Origin of the sequence: Cronbergia sp. UHCC 0137, from assembly GCF_034932285.1 — a bacterium.
In the GTDB taxonomy this organism is placed as follows: domain Bacteria; phylum Cyanobacteriota; class Cyanobacteriia; order Cyanobacteriales; family Nostocaceae; genus Cronbergia.
Window position 1 is genome coordinate 1 of the sequence record NZ_JAYGHC010000054.1, and the last position, 21,582, is coordinate 21,582.

General features: G+C 37.3%; 19 protein-coding genes and 2 pseudogenes. 11 read left to right on the plus strand and 10 right to left on the minus strand.

Going from position 1 to position 21,582, the window contains the following annotated elements:
* Both VB711_RS21290 and VB711_RS21295 read right to left on the minus strand, forming a co-directional pair.
* Window positions 1-239: PD-(D/E)XK nuclease family transposase (locus VB711_RS21290; RefSeq protein ID WP_323288294.1), on the minus strand; the 239-nt coding region annotated here is incomplete at its 3' end.
* 199 nt (window positions 240-438) lie between these two features.
* A complete protein-coding gene (locus VB711_RS21295; protein WP_323288295.1) occupies window positions 439-675 on the minus strand; it encodes a hypothetical protein in 237 nt (78 codons plus the stop codon).
* Window positions 676-753: 78 nt separating this feature from the next.
* Here VB711_RS21295 and VB711_RS21300 point away from each other — a divergent pair, with 78 nt between their 5' ends.
* Window positions 754-1,008 (plus strand): hypothetical protein, encoded by a 255-nt coding sequence (locus VB711_RS21300; RefSeq protein WP_323288297.1) that lies wholly within the window; start codon window positions 754-756, stop codon window positions 1,006-1,008.
* Between the two features lie 118 nt (window positions 1,009-1,126).
* On the opposite strand, the gene VB711_RS21305 is transcribed toward VB711_RS21300, so the two are convergent.
* From VB711_RS21305 to VB711_RS21315, 3 genes and pseudogenes are all read right to left on the minus strand, one after another.
* Window positions 1,127-2,128 carry an L-histidine N(alpha)-methyltransferase gene (locus tag VB711_RS21305; protein ID WP_323288298.1) on the minus strand — a complete coding sequence of 334 codons (1,002 nt, stop codon included), beginning with the start codon at window positions 2,126-2,128 and terminating at the stop codon, window positions 1,127-1,129.
* A gap of 31 nt (window positions 2,129-2,159) precedes the next feature.
* Window positions 2,160-3,350, minus strand: coding sequence for a response regulator (locus tag VB711_RS21310; protein WP_323288299.1), 1,191 nt, complete (start codon window positions 3,348-3,350; stop codon window positions 2,160-2,162).
* A gap of 668 nt (window positions 3,351-4,018) precedes the next feature.
* Window positions 4,019-5,052: pseudogene (locus VB711_RS21315) on the minus strand (sulfate ABC transporter substrate-binding protein).
* A 382-nt stretch (window positions 5,053-5,434) separates the two neighbouring features.
* Here VB711_RS21315 and VB711_RS21320 point away from each other — a divergent pair.
* The 3 genes from VB711_RS21320 to cysW all read left to right on the plus strand — a co-directional run bounded on the left by VB711_RS21320 (window position 5,435) and on the right by cysW (window position 8,592).
* Window positions 5,435-6,499, plus strand: a complete 1,065-nt coding sequence (locus VB711_RS21320) for a sulfate ABC transporter substrate-binding protein (protein WP_323288300.1) — start codon at window positions 5,435-5,437, stop codon at window positions 6,497-6,499.
* Between the two features lie 406 nt (window positions 6,500-6,905).
* Window positions 6,906-7,775: a sulfate ABC transporter permease subunit CysT gene (cysT, locus tag VB711_RS21325; protein ID WP_323288301.1), complete on the plus strand. Its 870-nt coding sequence runs from the start codon at window positions 6,906-6,908 to the stop codon at window positions 7,773-7,775.
* On the plus strand, window positions 7,762-8,592 hold the full coding sequence (gene cysW, locus VB711_RS21330) for a sulfate ABC transporter permease subunit CysW (protein WP_323288303.1): 831 nt from the start codon (window positions 7,762-7,764) through the stop codon (window positions 8,590-8,592). The genes cysT and cysW overlap by 14 nt, the downstream gene beginning before the upstream one ends.
* A gap of 709 nt (window positions 8,593-9,301) precedes the next feature.
* On the opposite strand, the gene VB711_RS21335 is transcribed toward cysW, so the two are convergent.
* Complete coding sequence (locus tag VB711_RS21335; RefSeq protein WP_323288304.1) at window positions 9,302-10,771, minus strand: ammonium transporter; 1,470 nt, start codon at window positions 10,769-10,771, stop codon at window positions 9,302-9,304.
* 186 nt (window positions 10,772-10,957) lie between these two features.
* Window positions 10,958-11,482, minus strand: coding sequence for a 5-(carboxyamino)imidazole ribonucleotide mutase (purE, locus tag VB711_RS21340; RefSeq protein ID WP_416233600.1), 525 nt, complete (start codon window positions 11,480-11,482; stop codon window positions 10,958-10,960).
* 83 nt (window positions 11,483-11,565) lie between these two features.
* On the opposite strand from purE, the gene nagA reads away from it, so the two are divergent.
* From nagA to VB711_RS21355, 3 genes are all read left to right on the plus strand, one after another.
* A complete protein-coding gene (nagA, locus tag VB711_RS21345; RefSeq protein ID WP_323288307.1) occupies window positions 11,566-12,726 on the plus strand; it encodes an N-acetylglucosamine-6-phosphate deacetylase in 1,161 nt (386 codons plus the stop codon).
* Window positions 12,727-12,912: 186 nt separating this feature from the next.
* Window positions 12,913-15,216, plus strand: a complete 2,304-nt coding sequence (locus tag VB711_RS21350) for a hypothetical protein (protein WP_323288308.1) — start codon at window positions 12,913-12,915, stop codon at window positions 15,214-15,216.
* 413 nt (window positions 15,217-15,629) lie between these two features.
* Window positions 15,630-15,839 carry an addiction module protein gene (locus VB711_RS21355; RefSeq protein WP_323288327.1) on the plus strand — a complete coding sequence of 70 codons (210 nt, stop codon included), beginning with the start codon at window positions 15,630-15,632 and terminating at the stop codon, window positions 15,837-15,839.
* Between the two features lie 10 nt (window positions 15,840-15,849).
* On the opposite strand, the gene VB711_RS21360 is transcribed toward VB711_RS21355, so the two are convergent.
* Window positions 15,850-16,434: a Uma2 family endonuclease gene (locus VB711_RS21360; RefSeq protein ID WP_323288309.1), complete on the minus strand. Its 585-nt coding sequence runs from the start codon at window positions 16,432-16,434 to the stop codon at window positions 15,850-15,852.
* Between the two features lie 76 nt (window positions 16,435-16,510).
* Between VB711_RS21360 and VB711_RS21365 the strand changes: the two genes are divergently transcribed.
* Entirely contained in the window at window positions 16,511-16,795 is a 285-nt protein-coding gene (locus VB711_RS21365) for a hypothetical protein (RefSeq protein WP_416233601.1), read from the plus strand.
* Window positions 16,792-17,220 (plus strand): annotated as a pseudogene (locus VB711_RS26525) (type II toxin-antitoxin system VapC family toxin). Before VB711_RS21365 ends, VB711_RS26525 begins: the two are co-directional and overlap by 4 nt.
* A gap of 340 nt (window positions 17,221-17,560) precedes the next feature.
* On the opposite strand, the gene VB711_RS21380 reads toward VB711_RS26525, so the two are convergent.
* Window positions 17,561-17,860, minus strand: coding sequence for a ferredoxin (locus tag VB711_RS21380; protein WP_323288314.1), 300 nt, complete (start codon window positions 17,858-17,860; stop codon window positions 17,561-17,563).
* A 746-nt stretch (window positions 17,861-18,606) separates the two neighbouring features.
* Here VB711_RS21380 and VB711_RS21385 point away from each other — a divergent pair.
* Both VB711_RS21385 and map read left to right on the plus strand, forming a co-directional pair.
* Window positions 18,607-19,608 carry a Gfo/Idh/MocA family oxidoreductase gene (locus VB711_RS21385; protein WP_323288315.1) on the plus strand — a complete coding sequence of 334 codons (1,002 nt, stop codon included), beginning with the start codon at window positions 18,607-18,609 and terminating at the stop codon, window positions 19,606-19,608.
* 13 nt (window positions 19,609-19,621) lie between these two features.
* Window positions 19,622-20,395, plus strand: a complete 774-nt coding sequence (map, locus tag VB711_RS21390; protein ID WP_323288316.1) for a type I methionyl aminopeptidase — start codon at window positions 19,622-19,624, stop codon at window positions 20,393-20,395.
* Here map and VB711_RS21395 read toward each other — a convergent pair.
* Window positions 20,384-21,463 (minus strand): septal ring lytic transglycosylase RlpA family protein, encoded by a 1,080-nt coding sequence (locus VB711_RS21395; RefSeq protein WP_323288317.1) that lies wholly within the window; start codon window positions 21,461-21,463, stop codon window positions 20,384-20,386. The genes map and VB711_RS21395 overlap by 12 nt on opposite strands.
* Window positions 21,464-21,582 lie beyond the last annotated feature (119 nt).

Below are 21,582 nucleotides of genomic sequence, written 5' to 3' on the forward strand. Positions count from 1 at the left end.
TCTTGTTCAATGCTATTTTGGACTTCAATTAATAACAGTTCCCCTTCTGTACTCCGGGCTAATATATCAACTCGATTTAGTTTATTTTCCTCTGATACCTGATTGCGTTCACTTTCTAACAGGGATTCTATGGTAATGGATTCCCCTATTAATTCACTGATGAATCCTTCTAAAATGACAAAATTTGCCTTGTCTCTGAGGATTTTTTTTATTGCCCAGTCAAATCGGATATGTTTCATGATCCGTTCCTAGATTGCTTTATCTATTGTATACTCCCTTAAACTTTGTCTTACAAAAACAATAGGTAGTACATCGCGGCGTAAATAAAGCCAACAAACTAACCCAATCGCCAAAAAGCCTACTGTATATCTGTGAAGCGATACTAGGCGTTTAATCTAACAGAGCGAACGCCTAATGATTTTTGGACGGTTGAATTGTCTACTTAAAGCAGAGTTTTATCAACTTGAGAGCGTTTCCATACGTGTTTAGCATGGAAATAGTACGATCTATGTATTGCCCAGCATCCCCAGATTCTAACTGAAGTGCGGCTGAAGTGGCATCATGAATGACAGAACCAGTGGCTGTCTCGGTTGTGATCCATAAATTATTGTCATAAATGCCATTGAACCGGGAAATAGTCAATGCCAAACTCTTGCCAGTTAAAGTTGTGAGCATAGTTATTACCGTTAGAGTGTGGTGTGTTAATTTTAACGGAGAAGCCAAAGATTTCCTCCATGCAGAAAGTGTGATCTATTGGACGAGCTAGAAATTTTAGCTAAACCCCATTATCAACGCCGGGGAAAACCTAAATTAGGAGATGAAGTTAGTTACTATACTTATCATATTCAAGGAAATTTAGTAGAAAATGAAACCGTTATTAATATCCATCTTAATCAAGCAGGACGTTTTATTTTGGCCACTAATTTGTTAGATGAAGAAAAGTGGACTAATGATATGATTTTACACGAATACAAGGAAAAACAAACTACGAAAGAGGATTTCGCTTGATCAAAGATCCTCTATTTTTTGCCTCACGTGTTTTTCTAAAAAACACTAAAAGAATCATGGCACTGGTAATGATTATGACATTTTATTTACAAATAAATACCGTGAAGCGGGTAAGATATTAAGCAACTTTACAAATCGCTATAACATGGGAAGAATATTTATTAACATTATAATGAATAAGTTCTAATTCCGCTGCTTTTAACTCCTGGATAAGTTCAGATAATTCATGCTTGTGATGTCTCCAAATTGTAATTTCTTCACCTGCGGAGATTTGAATATTCTTATCTATGCCCATCCAACTAAAATTGATGGTATAATCATGAAAGAATCTTATATTAGCGACTACACTATCTGTCGCTAAATCATACTTTCTCACCAATTCGCAATCTTCAGACCTAATCCCAATATTATTTTTAACCCAGCCATATATTTGCTGTGCATGATAATTGCAACCACCTCTGACTTTACCATCCCATTGAGAGTTAGAACCAATTTCATTAGTAAAAACTAAAAGATCATTATTCCCCATACTCTCTCTAAAGTTTTTAAATACCCTATCTCTATTGAGATGATTACCGATTGTCACACCTAAATGTAGAATTATTTTTGATATATCATCGTTTAACCAACTTTGGGGAATAGAGTTATTTTCTATATCTATAGGGTTACTGATAAATTCTACTAATGGAAACCACTTTTTAAAATTATTTTTAGATAAATGAAGTAACTCTTCGCTAATATCTAGCGCCAGATATTTATTTAATTTACCCAATTGATTCAGTTTATGGATAAATTGTTTGACAGGGTAGGAATTTCCTGCACCTACATCTATAACATTTATTTTTTTACTATGTTCAAAATTACCATTAATATAATCAAAACTTTGATTTAAAAGATCAATTTCTACATTTGACCTCCGATACCATGTAGGAATAATGAACTTTAGATAAAAATCATCCCAAATTTTTGCACCTCTACCTTTATAAGAATATTTGAGAGGGATTTCTTTTCTAAGTTCCAAAGCTTGAATTATCTCTAAAAGTTCTGATTGACAAAAAACAGAATAGAACTGAGGAACAGGCTTGGCTATGTGAATAATAGAAGATGAAATTTGAGCCATTAAGATACTGAATAACGTAGTTTGTTAGGCATTAATAACTAAAAGCAAAATCACACAGGTTGACGACAGTTGGCTTGGGGTATAAATATTTATCAACCATCGCTGTTACTTGATCTGGATTTATAGGCTTATTGATAAATTCAGTTGCTCCAAATACTTTAGCCCTAACTTTATCAAATGCACCATCACTCCCTGTCAATATTACCACTGGAGTATTAACCAAAACAGAAGTACGTCTTAATTGAGAACAAACTTCATAACCGTTAACAACTGGCATGAGTAAATCTAGAAAAATCAGATCTGGTGGATTACTAATTAAAGTTGGGATAGCTTGTAAAGGGTCATTAATACCAATAAACTTCATACCCCTAGAAGTGAAGATTTGTTCTAAAATTTGGCATACTTGGGGGCTATCATCTATACAAGCAACAAGAGGTATTTTAAGTCGATGAATAGATGTGTCTATATCGTTAGATTTGGTAAATGATAAAGGTAAATCTGGCAATTCTACCAATTTCATAATACCCTTACGAATATAAGGAATCAGGGAGCGAGTAATTGATGAAACATCTTGTTTCATTTTGATAGCTAAGTCCCAAAGGGTGTTTTGTCCGTCAATTAATCTCTGAAAATTCTGATAAATGGTTGGGTTTACCTGTTGTCGAAGTTGTTGTGGGTTTTGTAAAACTGGTGCAAGATGAGGAGAAATACTAGATAAACCAGATTTTAACCAGTTATTCCAGGATTCTTGCATTTGTTCGAGCAAAATGTTTGCACTTGTGGAATTAATTAGTGGTTCTAAAATAACTTGTTGGTTACGGTCATAAGTCAAGGAGGAATGATTTATCTGTTGAGCTATATCAAATAAGATTTCTGCTATTGTGTTAATAACAATGGCGTTAACTTGATTGCGTTGAATTGTCTGATTTTCACAACAGAATTTTAGCAGTTGATAATCCCAATAAATCTGAGAACTTTCATTTAAATTGATTTGTATATTGCTCAGATCAGTTTGAGGACAGTTCTGCATGATGTTTCTTCGCCAACGCCGACCAGGATGAGTTCCACCTGTAGCCCAAACTATTTGTCCTAAACGATAGTACAAAATCCATTTAACACCTGTAGAGCTTTTAATTACTAATTGTCCATTGTATTGGATTTGAGTACAAAGTTTAAGTTCATTCAATATTTGATTTTCTGAGTTATTTTTTAAGTTATTCATATTCCTACTCTAGTTATTGTTTGTTTAATGTAAGTTTGATGAATTAAATTTCTAAATTCAAAACAACTGTTTATAGTTCTTTCAACTTAATCACAATAATGCCAATAAGGTATTTTTGCTAGGAATTATTTAATAAGTTTGCATAGGTTTTCAATGATTTACATAATTTTTACTTAACGATGGGAACTAAACATTAGCGATCGCTCATACACACCAGGAGGTATATTTGGTTATCTAATCTATATTATAGAGTTTAACTTATATTACGCTTTATTGCAAAATGTAAATTTTGCTCTTGACAACCATGCAATCTATATTAAATGGTAGTTGTAAATATAAAAACTTTTATTAACCTAGATTTATGTGATTTATATCACAGACATAAGAGAGAAAATTTACAGTATACCCACTTGTGTAATCTAGTGGTTTGGATAGTTTAACATTCAGAAATATAAACCATGGAAATCCTGAGTATATCTTCCCTTAGATAAAGATAGATAGTTGATTGTTTCTGCTCAAGGATATATTTGCTAGTTTTCCAATCTAATGGTAATTGTGAAGTTATTTGGTAACATATCTAACAAATTTTTAAAAGCCCTTACCAAGGCGAGAAGTGCGATCGCATCAGTAAGAGCTAAATATTTTATACAATTGAAACTTGATTTTACTTAACGTCGTCTACCTTGGATTTTGTCAAAAATAGCGCCATCATCAAAAAACTTCTTCTGTATAGCGTCCCAACCCCCAAGATCATCGACTGTGAAAAGCCGGGATATTTTGGGAAACTTACTCTGTACTTCTTTAGCTACTGTGGCGTTAACAGGACGGAAACCAACTTTAGCAAACTCACGCTGGGCTTCTGGGGTAAATAAAAACTGGACAAAAGCTTCAGAAACTTGACGAGTTCCATTTTTATCTACATTTTTATCTACAACTGCAACTGGTCCTTCTATAGAAATGTTGGTTGACGGAATTACATAAGAACTCTTGGTGTTTCCTTGGAGTGCCGCTAAAATCACTTCATTTTCGTAGTTGAGTAAGACATCTCCCTGATTTTTTTTGTAAAATACATCACTAGATTCCCGCGCATCTTTAGGTAAGACAGCGACATTTCCAAACACTTGGGTAACAAAGTTCTGCGCTTGGGCTTCACTTCCACCGGTTTTAGTGACAGCACCCCACAAAGCCAGGAAATTCCACCTCGCACCACCAGAGGTTTTAGGGTTAGCAGTGATAATTTTAATTCCTGATTTAGCTAAATCACTCCAAGTTTTTATTTGTTTAGGATTACCAGCACGGGTTTCTAAAGCTACTACAGAACGGGTGACAATTGATTTATTTGGGGCTTCTTTTTCCCAGCCTGGATTAATTAAACCTGCTTTTTCGATTTTTTTGGTATCTAATGCCAAAGCTAAAGCTACCACATCGGCGGGTAAACCATCAAAACAGCACGGGTTTGAGAACCAGAACCACCGTAACTTTGACGAATCACGACATCTTGATTTTTTTCCCGTTTCCATTTTGACACAAACTGAGGAATGATTTTTTCATAGGCTGCTTTAGTTACTGCATAAGTTACCAAGGTAATTTCAACTTTTTTATTGTTTCGATTCTGGGCTGTAGCTACTGAAGATACAGGAAATATGGTGCTGAGGCTCAAACTAATGGCCAGGAAGGGAGTAAAAGCGGAATTGTATTTCATGGGAAGTTATTTAGCTGTGAGATTAATCTACTGTAATTTGGTCGGGTTACTGTAGTATTCAACTAAAAAAGAGCGTATCAGATGGCATGATGGAAATCAATAGGGTTTGAGGTCAAAAACCACACATTATCTATCGAAAAAATGGAGTATTAGAAATAATGATATAAATGAGTATATTTTGGTTTTAAAGTTATGAATGAGCGATCGCTAATACCTGTCCTTTAGTCATGAAAAATTGATACTACCAAGCCAGAAATCCTTTAAACTGGTAAAATCTCCATATTTCCTATCGGTTAACGTGCAGTTTTTTTAACGCTGATGATCGAAAATGTGCAATTATTGAGTAACATATACTGTATTCCCATCAACTAACTGTAGATTAATGAGATTAAAACGGTTACAACTGAGATTCAAAGGCTTTGTATCACTTTTTCTAGTAGGGGCAGTATTGAGTGTAGCCCTTGCTGCTTGCAGTGGTGGGTCTGAAAATACGGCTACTGGAAACAAGCCAAATGTAGAAATTACCTTGGTATCTTTTGCAGTCACAAAAATAGCCCATGAAGCCATCATTCCTAAATTTGTAGAAAAATGGCAGCAAGAACATAACCAAAAGGTAACTTTTAGACAAAGCTATGGTGCTTCTGGTTCTCAAACCCGTGCTGTCATTGATGGTTTGGAGGCTGATATTGTTCACTTAGCATTGGCTTTAGACACCAAAAATATTGAAAAAGCCGGATTTATTCAACCAGGATGGGAAAAAGAATTTCCTAATAATGGTATTGTTTCTAAATCTGTGGCGGCATTAGTTACTCGTGAAGGTAATCCCAAAGGTATCAAAACTTGGGCAGACTTAGAAAAAGATGATGTAAAATTAATTACTGCCGATCCTAAAACCTCTGGAGTAGCGCGTTGGAACTTCTTAGCCTTGTGGAACTCAGTTATTAAAACTGGTGGAGATGAAGCAAAAGCGAAAGAGTTTGTGACTAAAGTTTATAAAAACGTGCCAGTCTTAACAAAAGATGCCCGTGAAGCCACAGATGCTTTTTTCAAACAAGGTCAAGGGGATGCTTTAATCAATTACGAAAACGAAATTATCTTAGCAGCACAAAAGGGCGAAAAGTCAAATTATATTATTCCTGACGTGAACATTTCCATAGATAATCCCATTGCGGTAGTCGATAAGAATGTTGATAAACACGGAAATCGGGAAGTAGTAGAAGCCTTTGTTAACTACTTATTTACCCCAGAAGCACAACAAGAATTTGCCAAAGTAGGATTTCGTCCTGTGAATGAGACAGTAGCTAAAAATCAGGAATTTGCAGCCAAATATCCACCAATCAAGACCTTGGGTACAGTTGAAGACTTAGGTGGTTGGGACGCAGTACAGCAGAAATTTTTCAAAGACGGGGCGATTTTTGACCAAATTCAGAGAAATAATCAGAATTAACTTGAATATTTCTTCGCGTCCTTTGTTTCTTTGCGGTTCATCATCTTCCTTCCCTTAATAAAGTAAGTTGCTAGTTAGGGAAAATGTCTGAATTAGGATGTCCAGGATTAAAGGATTTACAGAATTAAACCACAATATTAGGAGTTACACATTGACAGAATCTATTACATAAGGATTATGGATTTTATCTCTTGTAGGGTGTGGTTCGACAAGCTCACCAACCACGTCAGACCCGATAACTTAGCATTGAACAGATTTTCTCTATCTGACGCACCGCACTAATAGGCGATTCCAAAAGGTTGAGTTAAAAATTTGTTCTTCTCATTTCTCTGTGTCCTCTGTGCCTCTGTGGTTCGTTTTATACCAATAATCAACCTCAACTAGATAACTAGCAACTTGAGTTAATATGACCTTATCACCATCTATAAAAACCGAAACCAAAACACCGATATGGAAAGTCTTCCTAGATAACGTAATTCACCTACCCTGGACATGGAGAATTACCATAGGATACTTAACCGTCATGTTATTTATTCCCATCATTGCCTTGTTCCTCAAAGCCAGCACCGAAACTCCGGCTAAATTTTGGGAAATCGCCACAAACGACTTAGCCTTAGCCACCTATAACGTCACCTTCGTCACTTCATTAGGTGCAGCATTACTAAATGGAGTATTTGGAACCCTGATTGCTTGGGTGTTAGTGCGGTACGACTTCCCCTTTAAAAGGATAATTGATGCCACCGTCGATTTACCCTTTGCTTTACCTACATCCGTTGCAGGTTTAACACTAGCCACAGTTTATAGTGATAACGGTTGGATTGGTTCACTGTTAGCACCTTTGGGAATTAAAGTCTCATTTACCCGGTTGGGGGTAGGCGTAGCAATGATATTTATTTCTCTCCCCTTTGTAGTCAGGACAGTGCAACCGGTACTTCAGGAAATGGAACAAGAAATTGAAGAAGCGGCTTGGAGTTTAGGTGCTACTGAATGGCAGACCTTTTGGAAAGTGATTTTACCGCCTTTATTTCCTACAGTTTTAACAGGTGTGGCTTTGGGATTCTCTCGCGCGGTGGGGGAATATGGTTCAACCGTGATTATTGCTTCTAATACACCTTTTCAAGATTTGATTGCACCCGTGTTAATTTTCCAACGATTGGAACAATATGACTATGCTGGTGCAACTGTGATTGGTGTAGTTTTATTGACAATTTCTCTAGTGCTGCTGATAGCGATTAATTTCTTACAAGCGTGGTCAAGAAGATATGACAACAGATAAACGTCAAAAACAAAGTTGGGTTCCCGCGCTTTTAATTGGAATAGCGATCGCATACCTAGCTCTAGTACAATATATCCCAGCCATCAACGTATTTGTTCAAGCCTTTAAAAAAGGATTTGGACCCTTTATCTCCAACCTCACCCGTCCAGAATTTCTTCATGCCGCTTGGTTAACTCTGATTTTAGCTCTAATTGCCGTACCATTAAATACAGTATTTGGTCTATGTGCAGCCTGGGCGATTTCTCGTCATAAATTCCCCGGACGCGCTATAGTATTGAGTATTATCGATCTTCCATTTTCCATTTCCCCAGTAGTTGCCGGATTAATGCTAGTATTACTTTATGGAAGACAGGGTTGGTTTGGTCCTTGGCTACAAAGTCAAAATATCCAAATTATCTTTGCCCTCCCCGGCATGGTTCTAGCTACCGCTTTTGTGAGTATGCCATTCGTGGCCAGAGAAGTAATTCCCGTCTTAGAAGAATTTGGCAAAGACCAAGAAGAAGCTGCCAAAACCTTGGGTGCGAACGACTGGCAAACTTTTTGGCGTGTTACCCTGCCTAGTATTCGCTGGGGTTTACTCTATGGGTTAATATTAACCAATGCCAGAGCGATGGGTGAATTTGGGGCAGTTTCAGTTGTATCTGGTAACATAGGCAATACCACCCAAAGTTTACCGTTATTTGTGGAAGAGGCTTATAAACAGTATGAAACAGAAGCAGCTTATTCTGCGGCTGTGTTGTTGGCGCTTTTAGCGGTTGTAACTTTGGTGCTGAAGGAGATTTTGGAACGTAAAACCCGAATTAAAGATGTGGAATAGGAAGATTATGTTTCGCGCCAAGGTAAGTTTTGTAACTTATTCCAATAGATTAGGACTTACGCACTGTACAAAATGCAGATGATATGTATGAAGGAAATTGCCTAGTTTCACGCTTTTGTCATCCCATATTAGTGCGGTGCGTCAGATAGAGGAAGTCTGTTAGATGCTCAATTATCGGGTCTGACGTGGTTGGTGAGCTTGCCGAACCACACCCTACAAGAGATAGAATTGATAATGCTTATTTAATAGATTCTGTCAATATAAAAAACACTCTGTGGTTCGTTAAGAGAACTCCACAAAAAAGATGATCCAATTTGTGAAAGTAGGGAAACTTCAATTAGACATAACCACCAGCAAATTATATCATCTAAGATGATACACAAAATGCAAGAGGCTGTCAATCACCATAACTCGTTAAATTATTGATTACATTCTCAATAATCTTGAGAATATGGGATAATTATTGAGAAAAAAACAGTGATTCACTATTTTCCAATTCTGAATATTTAAATAAATTATAGGACGACCCAGCAAACATTAAAAAACCCGTCACAACTAAAATTTAGAGGACGGGTTTCTATTAGACATCTCCAGAAACTAAATATGCGTTATCCACAACCCTTGTAGAGACGTTCCATGGAACGTCTCTACTTTTTGGGAGATGTCTATTTCTTACTCTCTGCGTCTCTGCGCCTCTGCGTGAGAAAAATTAACCCTCAAAATTACCCAGTCCAGATTTAGGAGAACGGTGCTTTTCTTCTTCTTCCACAAACTGCTCAACTGCATAGACATCAGGCCAAACAGTAGCACCATGTTCGTAGGTATCAATGCCAATTTTATCAGCTTCAGGATCAACACGTAGATGCCCGATCGCTTTCAGCCCCAAGAACATTGCAAAGGCAAAGGCAATAGTGAAAATAGCGATCGCTATCACACCCAAAATTTGCACACCCAGCAAATCAAAACCACCACCTAAGAGTAGTCCAGCTTTTTTGTTCAAAGTTAATTCCGATTGACCTAAGAAACCTACAGCCAGAGTTCCCATCATCCCGTTGATACCGTGAACAGCAAAAGCTCCCACCGGGTCATCAATATGTAGGGATTCAATCAAATCAATTCCCAATACTACCAAAATCCCTCCGGTTAACCCAATTAACACCGATGCCCAGGGAGCAACAAAGGCGCAACCGGCTGTAATTCCTACCAAACCAGCTAGAGAACCATTGAGACAATAAACTAAATCCCACTTTTTGCTGCGATAATATTGGAAAAACATCGCGGCTAAAGCCCCAGCCCCAGCCCCAATAGTCGTATTCAGGGTAACTAAACCAATCAAACCAGGATTACCAGTACCCAAAGTAGAACCAGGGTTAAACCCATACCAGCCAAACCAGAGAATCATCGTTCCCAAAGCTGCCAAACCTAAGTTATGTGCTGGTGGGATAGTTCCCCAAGCTGGACGACCGGGACGAGGACCAAGTAAATAAGCACCAACTAAAGCTGTCCAACCACCAACGCTGTGAACTACAGAGCTACCAGCAAAGTCGTGGAAACCCATTTTGGCTAACCAACCGCCAGAATTCCAAACCCAGTGAACAATTATCGGGTAACTGAATGCACCCATAACCGCACTGTAAATTAAATCACCGATAAAATCCGTTCTTCCAGCCATTGCACCAGTAGTTATTGTACTGGCAGTAGCAGCAAAAGCAAACTGGAAGAAGAATAAAGTATAGGCATTGAGTGAGGAAGCAATACCTGGAACACCACCGCTAGGAAATGCACCATCAACTGGTAGCTGACTCAGGAAAAAGGTATCTGTACCAATAAATCCACCAGCACTTGTACCGAAAGCAATACCGAAACCGACACCCCACCACACCAAAATAGTGACGGCCGCATCAACAAAGTTTTCTAATAAAGCGTTAACTACACCTCTTTGACGCAGTAAACCAGCTTCTAACATTGAAAAGCCAGTTTGCATAAAGAATACTAGAAACCCGGTCAGTAAAACCCAGGTAGTATCAATGGAAATTTGTAATTTTGTGGTTGTATCCGCCAAAGATTCCAATGTTGGAGGATCTGCGGCTTGTACAACCGTTGGTGCAAAAATGGCAAATACCATTGAACCTATAGCCAAGGCCAATAGGCGGTGCAAGGGTCGAATCCGATTATTCATTTATTTTGTTTTTCTTCCCAGGTAACTATGAACAAAGCATTGACAGCAATTATGAAGATAATTACTGTTTCCAATGCAATAAATTTGACTGATTTTGTGTTTAATAATGTGAAACTTTCTGTATCAGATCATACGGTTTTACCAATTGATCTGAAAATTAAAACCTGCATCTGCGTTCATCTGCGTTCAATTATTCTTGCTTAATAAATATTCCTGATATCCAAGTTGATCTAATTTAGCTTGTTTTTCCATGACCGATGCAGATAGGCTTTGACGGTATGCTTGGACTTTTTGTAGTAACTCCGGTTGGTGAGTAGCGAGAATTTGCACCGCTAACAAACCTGCATTTTTAGCATTACCGATCGCTACCGTAGCTACTGGAATCCCTGATGGCATCTGCACTATAGAATACAGAGAATCTACGCCTTGGAGGTTGCGGGTAGGTACAGGCACACCAATTACAGGCAATGGCGTTAAAGATGCTACCATACCGGGAAGATGAGCCGCACCACCAGCCCCAGCAATAATGACCTTAATTCCCCGGTGGTGGGCTTGTTGGGCATATTCTACCATCCGTTCTGGGGTACGATGGGCTGAAACTATTGCTACTTCGCACTCTACACCAAATTCCTCACAAACAGCGATCGCATCTTTCATTGTCGGTAAATCGGAATCGCTGCCCATGATAATGCCAATTTGCAAATTGATCATAAATTTAAACTTTGGATGAATCTTTATGCTATATTAATTAACGGGGCGTTTCGTTGTATAACTCCCTAATAGGGATTGTCAAGATGAGCAAAGCCACACCAAACCCCATCGTGAAGAATATAGAAATTATTAATGCGCGAGTAGCCAATCATCAAGATTTGCAGAGAATCTCAGTCAACCAAGATGGTGTAATTGAGCAAATTCTGCCCATGAGTCAAGGATCTAACCAGGTTGTAACGGAAGTTTTAGATGTTGATGGTGACTGGATTTCCTTGGGTGGAGTTGATTTACAAATTAATGGTGGCTTAGGTTTAGCATTTCCTGACTTGACGGCAAAAAATGCGCCAATGCTAGATGAAATATCCCAATTTTTATGGGATACAGGGGTTGACGGATATTTACCGACCATAGTTACAACCTCTATAGAAAATATACAGCGATCGCTCTCCATCATCGCTAATTTCTCCCAAAAATCAGGAGCGAAAATCCTCGGAGTCCACGTAGAAGGACCCTTTTTAAATTATGGTAGACGTGGCGCACATCCAGCAGAATATCTCCTACCCCTGACCCTTGATGAAGTCAAACGGGTTTTAGGCGAATACGCTCACATCGTCAAAGTCATTACCATCGCACCAGAATTAGATCCCACCGATAAAGTTATCCCATACTTGCGTTCTTTAGGCATCACCGTCAGCTTAGGACATTCAGAAGCCACCGCAGAACAAGCGCGAAAAGCCTTTAACTTAGGTGCAACGATGGTAACTCATGCCTTCAACGCCATGCCACCATTACATCACCGTGAACCAGGTTTATTAGGTGCAGCAATTACCCATCCAAATGTGATGTGTGGCTTAATTGCCGATGGACAGCACGTTTCCCCCATCATGTTAAAAATTCTCCTCCGCGCCACTAAAGACTTGTTCTTGGTCAGTGATGCCCTAGCTCCGTTGGGATTACCCGATGGGGTGTACCCTTGGGATAATCGACAAATTAAAATTATCAATGGTACAGCTAGATTAGGAGATGGGACTTTAACAGGGACAACTTTACCCTTATTTACAGGAGTGCAGAATTTGGTGAAGTGGGGGATATGTGACATAGAAACAGCCATTTTCCTAGCCACAGACGCACCCAGAAAGGCAATAAATTTACCAACCATAGCCCCTAATCAACCAGCTAATTTATTACGTTGGCATTGGGATGAAGTAGCAAAAGAGCTATCTTGGACAAGGATGGGAAAATAATAGCGATCGTTATCAAGGTACTTTCTAGTATTTTTCTATCTTAATTGGCGGTTTTTAGTATTTTGTAAAAGAGTTATCTTTTATAAAAATTATCAATTAGAGAATACACTTTATACTTAGAACGTGTTTTAATAAGACAAAGACAAATACGGTGTTTTCTGCAATAGTATAAAATACTACCAATAGATGATGGATGATATTCTATTTGAACGTTTAAGTGAACTTCAGAATTTAGAGACTAGTTCTGGTGAAGAAGCTGTCAGAGAAGATTTTATTAAGCCTCTATTGGAATTATTGGGTTACAAAGCAGGAACAGAACATGATATTGAACGTGGTGTCATTTTAAAACTACAAACAGGAACTAACAAAACAGAGACTATAAAACCAGATTATATCCTTTCAATTACCAATGAAAGAAAATGGATTTTGGAAGCTAAAGCACCTAATCAGTCTGTTTTAAATAAAAAACATATTAACCAAGCACACAGTTATACAAATCACAAAGAAGTGAATGTAAAACTTTATGCTGTATGCAATGGTGAAGATTTTGCACTTTATTTAAAGGAAGATCCAAAATATCAACCAATACTGCACTTTAAGAGAAGTGAGCTTATAAAAAATTGGAGTAAATTAAACAATAAATTATCTGTAAAATCTTTTGACACTTCAGATAAGATTTTATTGGCTAATGATAGAGAAATAATTTCACCAATTTCTTATGCAGAAAGTTTTGATATACATGACTGTCCATGTCATCCTAGAGATTTTGTTGGTAGAGATGATCAACGAAAAGAATTTTGGCAATTTATCCATAATATAAAAGATAAAAAATCTAAATATCCAAAAAGAGTTATTGGTTTTGAAGGTCATTCTGGCATAGGTAAATCATCTCTAATTTTGAAGTTAAAGGCAGAGAGTGAGGAAAATAATAGTGATAATTTATTTTTATTTCAAGTTGACGTAAAATCTGTACAAACGGATTTTTTTGCAGCTATCGCAATTAAGACAGCTATAGTGAAAGCAATTGAACAAGGGTTTCTAGATTTACCTAAGCATATATGTAATGAAATAAATATTTCAGATAATTTATTATTTTTCAATCAATTACCAATACAACAAGTTCATAAAACTTTGAAAGAGAATAATAAAATAATTATTGTATTCTTTGATCATTTTGAATATTTATTGCGGCAGTCAAGACTTTTAAATACTTATAACTTATTTGAAAGTTTAATTTATAAAATTTCTGATTTAAAACCAAATATAGTTTTAGGGTTTTCTTGGAAAACGGAAATATCCTCCGTTATAAATGAAGATATAAGATTTAGATGGGAGACTCTAAAAGAAAAAATATATGTCATTTCAATTGAGACATTTGTACCCAAGGAAGCTCAAGAATATATTGATATATTTGAAATTTATTTAAAAGAGAAAAAAAACAAAATTAGCAAACAAGAATTACAGAACCTATATAAACTAAAGGTATGGATTTTAGACAAATGTTATGCGTTGCCTTGGTTACTAAGAAAATTGTTTGCTAAAATTTACAAATACAAAGTAGATTCTCAATTTCCAATAAAGTATCAGCAACTTAGTGAATTGGTAGTTGATATGCTTCAAGATGATTTAAAAGATTTACACCCGAAAGTAATTGAATGCCTGAAACAAATAGCTAATGAAAGTAGTGATATATTGGCCTTTTATGAACAAGAGATAAAAATATTAATAGAAAAAAGATTAATTTCTCAAAACGGCTTAAATTATACAGTTGAATCAATTTTACATGAGTATATTGTAACTAACCAAGTCAAATTACCGGATTTTAGTATAAGTTATATACCAAAACGTCCTGTATATGTGTGTTTAGAAGTATTTCGTATGTTGAAATCAGTAAACAATAAGCAAGACCTGATAAATAAACTAAGATCATCAAGGATGATTTCAAAAAATGCTAATTCCAAGACAATTGACAATATTATCAGTGATCTTCGTCATTTTTTCCAAATTGAATATAATCAAAAAAATGATAATTTTATAGATAGAGAATATTTATTAAAGCTAGATAATGCTGAAATTGCAGATTATTTAGCAGGAAAATTAACCGAACATTTAATTATTAAAGAAATCAATAAAAATAAAAATAAAACGTTTAAAGAAGATCAAATTATGACTGAGATTAGACCTGGATATCGTTTTAATCGTTATATGCTGAAGCAGTTACTAAAGAAGATATATTCAGACAAATCAATAGAAACAAATATGTTTGAAGAAGATGAAATAGATATACAACATATAAATAAACAGGAAAGAGATAAATTTGATCACTATACTAGCAGATTGCTATCATGGTTTTATTTTGCTGGACTAATTGAAAAATCTGAAATGAAACCATACCGATTATTAATGCCTACCAATCGTCCTGGTAAACAAAAAGGTAAAATATCATCAGAAGATGAAATAGATAAACAATTAGGACTTTTTGATAATTAAAATTATTCTTGGTTTCTGCGTGTGTTAGCCTATTTTAATCCTTTGCCTAAAGTATGATAAATTTTAGGCTATTTCTATCACCTATTTTCTAGGGCTGTTTCATTCTAAAATTTGACATTTTATTTACGAGAATGCGTTATTTTAAGCTTCAGATAAAGTCTTGCTTGATCCTAACATAATTATAGATATTGATCTAGAACAACAGCCTTACGTCACTAATAGCGAGACAGTTTTTGCATTTGTTATACAAAGGCAAATAGAAGGCTAGATTTCAGTTTCAACAATATGACATTTTTACAGAAAAAATGCTAAAATAGTTTGTCAATAAAGTCCTTGTTTGTGCCTATTCTCAATGCAATTTATAGAGAATATAAATAATTATGGTATCAGTTGAAGAATTAATTCAATAAGCCCTGTCTTTACCCAGTTCTAGCAGAGTATTTTTAGTAGAAAAACTGATTGAAAGCCTAGAATCTGATATTGATGAAAATATCCAAAAGGTTTGGAACACAGAAGCTAAAAAACGCCGGGATGAAATACATAATCATACCGTTGAGCCAATTTCTGGAGAAATAGCTTTAGCTCAAATCAGACAAATTTTAGAAATAAGTAGAAGTTTCTAGGATTTTTATACTATCCTGTAATTTTTATCCCTGCTCGAAATTCCCGCAGTGCTTGAGCATGATTTTCTATATTAATACAACCCATTAATAAACCTACATCTAAACTCGGCAAAAGTTGTGATTTAGTAACGGATTCATATCCCTCATTTCCTAAACTATAAAATAATAACTCATCATTAATCCAAAACCATACTTCAGGAATTTGTAACCGTTTGTATGCTTCTAGTTTATCAACTCCTCCACTACTAACAACCACCTCAATCACTAAATCAGGTCTTTTTCTATTCGCTCCCAATTCATAAGATTCATCACCTTCTTTTTTGACTTTTTCAGATTCACTTTCTAGGGTAACAGAACCCGTCGGAGTAAAATCTAATTCCAAAAGTTCTAAATAAATTTCTACTAAAGAAGCAATACGTTTTTTGATAATTTCGTGTTTTTTACCTGGCATTTTCCGAATTTCTAAGACTCCATCTAAAAAGGATAACCTTAACCCTGGACGCTCAATTAGCTGTTCCACAGCTTTAAATTCTCTCCAGGTGAGGTCATTAATTAAAATGGGTTCTGATTCTCGTTCAATGAGTGTAGTTATCATAAATTAAACCCAAGTTTAGAGATTGAATTTTACTCAACATCAGATAATATAGAAATAGACTCTTATGAAAAATATCATGCAAGCATACAAACTCAAAGGAAAAATTGATCCATCTGGTAACTTGCTGATTACCGAACCCGTGAATTTACCCCCCGGAAATGTAGAAGTAATAGTTTGGCAAGCTACGGATACTCTTGATAATACCACATCCCCAACCAGTGAACCAGCACCAGCAACACCAAAAAGAAAATCTAGAATCAAAGCATTTCAGAGTTTATTTGAAAATGCCCCTCCCGTTCCAGCAAATTTTGATCCAGATCAAGCTAAATGGGAATACTTAAAGGAGAAACATAACTTGTGAAAATTTTGCTAGATACTAACATTATTATTGATGATGCCTTGAAAAGAGAACCTTTTTGGGATGCTAGTGAACAAGTTTTATCACTAATTGAACAAGGCACAATAGCAGGTTATATTTCGGCATCAACTTTTAGTGATTTGTATTAAATTATCCGTAAAGCAAGAGGTGGAGATTGGACGCTTACTTATTTAAATCAGCTAGTTACCTTCTGTCAAATTGCTACGGTAAATCAGGCTGTCATTGGTATGGCTTTGACAACCAATTTTAAGGATTTTGAAGATGCTATTCAATACTCGACTGCTGTAATCAATCAATTAGATGCCATTATTACCCGTAATCCTCAAGATTTTCCGGTAGTTACACCGCGAATTCTGACTCCTGACCAATTAATTGAGGAATTAACAAACTCTCCTGGACTGACTTAAACAACCTTAGCTAATTTATAGACTTGGTTAGAAAAGCGAATAAATTAAACAATACCTTGTCCAAATTCAAAAAAGCCTTGATTTGTGGGTTGGGTTGCGAAGCAAATGTACATTCACGTATCCCTGACGGGAGGCGTTAGCCATAGTGTGAACCCAACAAATGCTTAGGGTTGCGCTGTCGCTCAACTCAACCAACAAAAAATGGACAAGGTATTGCAAAATAGGAAGGCGTAACCTGCCACCAGAGGGGAACAGGATTGATTTTGGGATTAATTTCAGGAATAGGAACCAAAAAATAGGGTAAAAAAATTACTCTTCCTGATTCCTGATTCCTCTTGTATTAGTAAAGTTCTTCTTCTTTGTGAGTTTCGATTGTACAGTCAGATGTGGGATAAGCTACACAAGTGAGGACATATCCAGCTTCGATTTGATCATCGTCTAAGAAAGACTGGTCAGATTGATCAAGAGTACCGGATTTAATTTTACCTGCACAGGTTGAGCAAGCACCAGCACGGCAGGAATAAGGTAGGTCAAGACCAGCTTCTTCCGCAGCGTCTAGAATATAGGTGTCATCGTCACAGTCAATTGTTTGGTTTAGACCTTCAGCTTCGTTAATTAGAGTGACTTTGAAAGTAGCCATTTAGTAATCCTCTCTTAATTTTCAGCGGCAGTATAAGTTATCTTAAAGCAAAGCCTCCAGCAACCCTGATAAGACTAGCTGCTGTTTTTAATTTGCCTCAATTCTGATACTACGGGAAAAGTTAGAGCTTGTAACTGAAATTTGACCCCGATTAGTAATGAAATTTAGTTACCTAATACTCATAAGTTTTAGTTATGAAAAATCCGATGGTAGGGAACAGGCTAAAGACCAGAGATGATAAGGGTAAAAGTCTTTTAATGTATGGATTTTATAACTACCATCAGTTCTGAAGCACTAAAAATTGCTATGTTTTAGATGGTTGACTAGCTAATTGAGCGATAGTGGTCTGATGATTTATTTAGCTAAAAATCACAAAACTAGAAAAAAGCCTTCTTCAAACCGTTTTACCCCGCCCCCTTTTTGTTAAAATGCCTAAGTTGGTCAGCAAAGTTACACAAGTTCAGATGTTCCACTGTTCTACATTGAATTGTCTAGGACTGTCAGGTTTTTGGAATCCCATATTAGTGCGGTGCGTCAGATCAAAAAAATCTGTTAGATGCTCAATTATCGAGTCTGACGCACCCTACAAGAGATAAAATCCATAACCCTTATCTTATGTAATAGATTCTGTCAACGCGCAACTCCTAGTCTATAGTCAGCAGCCTAAAGACTTGCCAATACTGCTTTTTTTCATTTTTAATTGCTGAAACTTTTTGACAACCGAACCGATAACACTGGTAAATATAATGTACGATTTTGAGCCACCTTCGGCAAATACAAAACTACGGGTGGGGTTAGTTGGTACGGGTTATGCAGCTAAACACCGGGCTGAGGCATTGGTAAATGCTGCGCGAGTAAATTTAGTAGCGATCGCTGGACATACGCCCGAAAAAACAACGGCCTTAGCCCAAGAATACTCTACCCAAGCGATCGACTCTTGGCAAGACCTAGTACAACGTCAAGATATTGATTTAGTCATCATCTCTACTATTAATCGAGATCATGGAAAAATCACCCGTGCAGCCCTAAACAACGGCAAACACGTCATTGTTGAGTATCCCCTCTCTGTCGATTTTCAAGAAGCAGAAGAACTTGTCGCCTTAGCTAAAACCCAAAATAAACTCCTACACATTGAACATATTGAACTTTTGGGCGGTTTGCATCAAGCCCTCAAGCAGCAAATAGCCAAGGTCGGAGATTTGTTTTATGTTCGCTACAGCACAATCAACCCCCAACATCCCGCACCCCGCAAATGGACTTACAATCACGATCAGTTTGGATTTCCTTTAATTGGAGCCCTGTCTCGATTACATCGTCTCACCGATTTATTTGGTAAAGTATTAACAGTAAATTGTCACCAGCGATATTGGGAGACAGAATCAGAATATTACCAAACCTGTTTCTGCACTGCTCAATTTTGTTTTGCCAATGGATTATTAGCACAGGTAGTCTATGGCAAAGGTGAAACTCTGTGGCAGTCAGAACGTAAATTTGAAGTTCACGGTGAAAAAGGGGGACTAATTTTTGATGGTGATACAGGAATTTTAGTGCAAGCTGAGGAAAGTACACCTATTGAAGTCGGTACTCGTCGGGGTTTATTTGCCAAAGATACAAATATGGTATTAGATCATCTTTTTGATGGAACACCTTTGTATGTTACCCCAGAAGCCAGTTTATATACGTTAAAAGTCGCTGATGCTGCCCAAAGAGCCGCTAAAACAGGTTTAACAATATTTTTAACAGAATAACAAATAGTATTCCATGAAAACTGAGAGAACTGAAACGATAGTTATTTTATCCCAGCGAGAAATCGAAAAAATGCGTCGGGCTGGCCAATTAGCCGCCAAACTCTTACAATATTTAGAACCACTGGTAAAACCAGGTGTAACTACACTTCAACTCAATGATGCCGCAGAACGCTGGACAAAGGCACATGGGGCTAAAAGCGCACCTTTAGGATATAAAGGTTATCCAAAATCAATTTGTACCAGCGTAAATGAGGTTATTTGTCACGGTATTCCCAATGCTAAACAAGTTCTCAGGGATGGTGACATTATTAATATTGATGTTACGCCAATTTTGGATGGTTATCACGGGGATACATCTAAAACCTTTATTGTTGGCAATGCTTCACCGAAAGTAAAACAGTTGGTAGAAGTGACAGAAGAGTGTCTACGCTTGGGTATTGCTGAGGTGAAGCCAGGGGCTAAAATTGGGGATATTGGCGCAGCTATTCAAGAATATGCCGAATCCTACGGTTTTTCTGTGGTGCGCGATTTCGTTGGACATGGCATCAGTAATATTTTTCATACTGCACCAGATATCCCCCACTATGGAATTAGGGGGAAAGGTAAACGCCTGAGACCAGGCATGGTTTTTACAATTGAACCAATGATTAATGAAGGGACTTGGGAATTTGAAATGCTCGGTGATGGTTGGACGGCTGTGACGAGCGATCGCAAACTCTCCGCCCAATTTGAGCATACCTTAGCAGTGACAGAAGATGGAGTCGAAATTCTGACCTTATCTGCCTAAAATGTCAATCCGTACTGGGGCAAGTCCACTGCCCATCATCCCTAAAATCCGAGCCGCACCCGCAGAAACGTCAATAACTCGACCACCAATATAAGGACCGCGATCGTTAATTCGCACAACTACAGAACGTCCATTGCGGGTGTTGGTGACACGAACTTTTGTCCCCATTGGTAAGCTGCGATGGGCTGCTGTAAGTTTTTCAGGATGAAATCTCTCTCCACTGGCAGTAGCACTACTAGAACCATCATAGCCATACCAGGAAGCTATGCCTTGGAAGTTGATTTTCGCTGCCATTCGTTGAACAACTTTAGGCAGTGAGAATCGAGTATTGGTTGGTGGTAAGTTAGCAATTTTAGTTAAAGGAGAGGCATTGCCTAAAAGTCTGCGTAAACGGTTGGTTGCTTGTAAGGCATCCTGAGCAAGATTTTTGCTTGTACCGGCTAGATGGATACCTTCATTCATTTCCATCCACTCTTGACCATTTACTTTAATGATGTAAGTGTCATTTTGTGAAACAGAGGAATTTTTATCTTGGGCTTTATCATTTACCTGAGACTTTTTCCCAGCTTTCCAGCTAACTGTAATCTGAGCAGCATCAACATTATCTTGGATTAGCTGGTTGATTTTAGCAGCTACTACACCGGCTCTTTGCACCGGATCATTTTGGTTACTTTTATCGATCACATTCCTCAGACTGGCCACTCTGCTGGTGTTAGCAGTAACAACAGCGTCAGAATTGACATTATTTCTATTACCAACTGTCCCAACTTTTGTTTCCCCACTAGCAGCGATCGCTGAACTCGTAAAGGTAAAAACAGGAATGTTACGGATAAACAGGGTTGCCGCTTGACGACCTCCTATGCTGTGAGAATGAATTTGGGTGATCACACCGGAGGAGGTAGGTTTCTTTGCTGGGGATTGGTATTCTCCCACCTTGACCACATTAGATGAGGGCAATTTCTGGGAGGCTAGTACGGTTTCCTTGGCGGTTTGAGTGCGACCAACTGAGGGGGTACCCAAAACCGAGAGAAACAAGGCAACAGTAGTCAACAAATATCTTTGATTCATGCGTCCGATTTTAAAGCGAGTGTAGAACTGAATTTTTATAATTCAAGGGTTTTTTAATAATGGAGGTGATTATCTCCTGTAAAACTCGAACTCGTTCTGTTTTCACTTTGATTTTGCAA

Excerpts from the sequence above, each read along its gene's own strand:
- VB711_RS21350 (WP_323288308.1), top strand. The coding sequence starts at position 12,913 with ATGATGGATGATATTCTATTTGAACGTTTAAGTGAACTTCAGAATTTA.
- cysW (WP_323288303.1), top strand. The coding sequence starts at position 7,762 with ATGACAACAGATAAACGTCAAAAACAAAGTTGGGTTCCCGCGCTTTTA.
- VB711_RS21385 (WP_323288315.1), top strand. The coding sequence starts at position 18,607 with ATGTACGATTTTGAGCCACCTTCGGCAAATACAAAACTACGGGTGGGG.
- nagA (WP_323288307.1), top strand. The coding sequence starts at position 11,566 with ATGAGCAAAGCCACACCAAACCCCATCGTGAAGAATATAGAAATTATT.
- map (WP_323288316.1), top strand. The coding sequence starts at position 19,622 with ATGAAAACTGAGAGAACTGAAACGATAGTTATTTTATCCCAGCGAGAA.
- cysT (WP_323288301.1), top strand. The coding sequence starts at position 6,906 with ATGACCTTATCACCATCTATAAAAACCGAAACCAAAACACCGATATGG.
- VB711_RS21320 (WP_323288300.1), top strand. The coding sequence starts at position 5,435 with ATGAGATTAAAACGGTTACAACTGAGATTCAAAGGCTTTGTATCACTT.
- VB711_RS21380 (WP_323288314.1), bottom strand. The coding sequence starts at position 17,860 with ATGGCTACTTTCAAAGTCACTCTAATTAACGAAGCTGAAGGTCTAAAC.
- VB711_RS21335 (WP_323288304.1), bottom strand. The coding sequence starts at position 10,771 with ATGAATAATCGGATTCGACCCTTGCACCGCCTATTGGCCTTGGCTATA.
- VB711_RS21305 (WP_323288298.1), bottom strand. The coding sequence starts at position 2,128 with ATGGCTCAAATTTCATCTTCTATTATTCACATAGCCAAGCCTGTTCCT.
- VB711_RS21295 (WP_323288295.1), bottom strand. The coding sequence starts at position 675 with ATGCTCACAACTTTAACTGGCAAGAGTTTGGCATTGACTATTTCCCGG.
- VB711_RS21365 (WP_416233601.1), top strand. The coding sequence starts at position 16,511 with ATGCAAGCATACAAACTCAAAGGAAAAATTGATCCATCTGGTAACTTG.
- purE (WP_416233600.1), bottom strand. The coding sequence starts at position 11,482 with ATGATCAATTTGCAAATTGGCATTATCATGGGCAGCGATTCCGATTTA.
- VB711_RS21395 (WP_323288317.1), bottom strand. The coding sequence starts at position 21,463 with ATGAATCAAAGATATTTGTTGACTACTGTTGCCTTGTTTCTCTCGGTT.
- VB711_RS21310 (WP_323288299.1), bottom strand. The coding sequence starts at position 3,350 with ATGAATAACTTAAAAAATAACTCAGAAAATCAAATATTGAATGAACTT.
- VB711_RS21360 (WP_323288309.1), bottom strand. The coding sequence starts at position 16,434 with ATGATAACTACACTCATTGAACGAGAATCAGAACCCATTTTAATTAAT.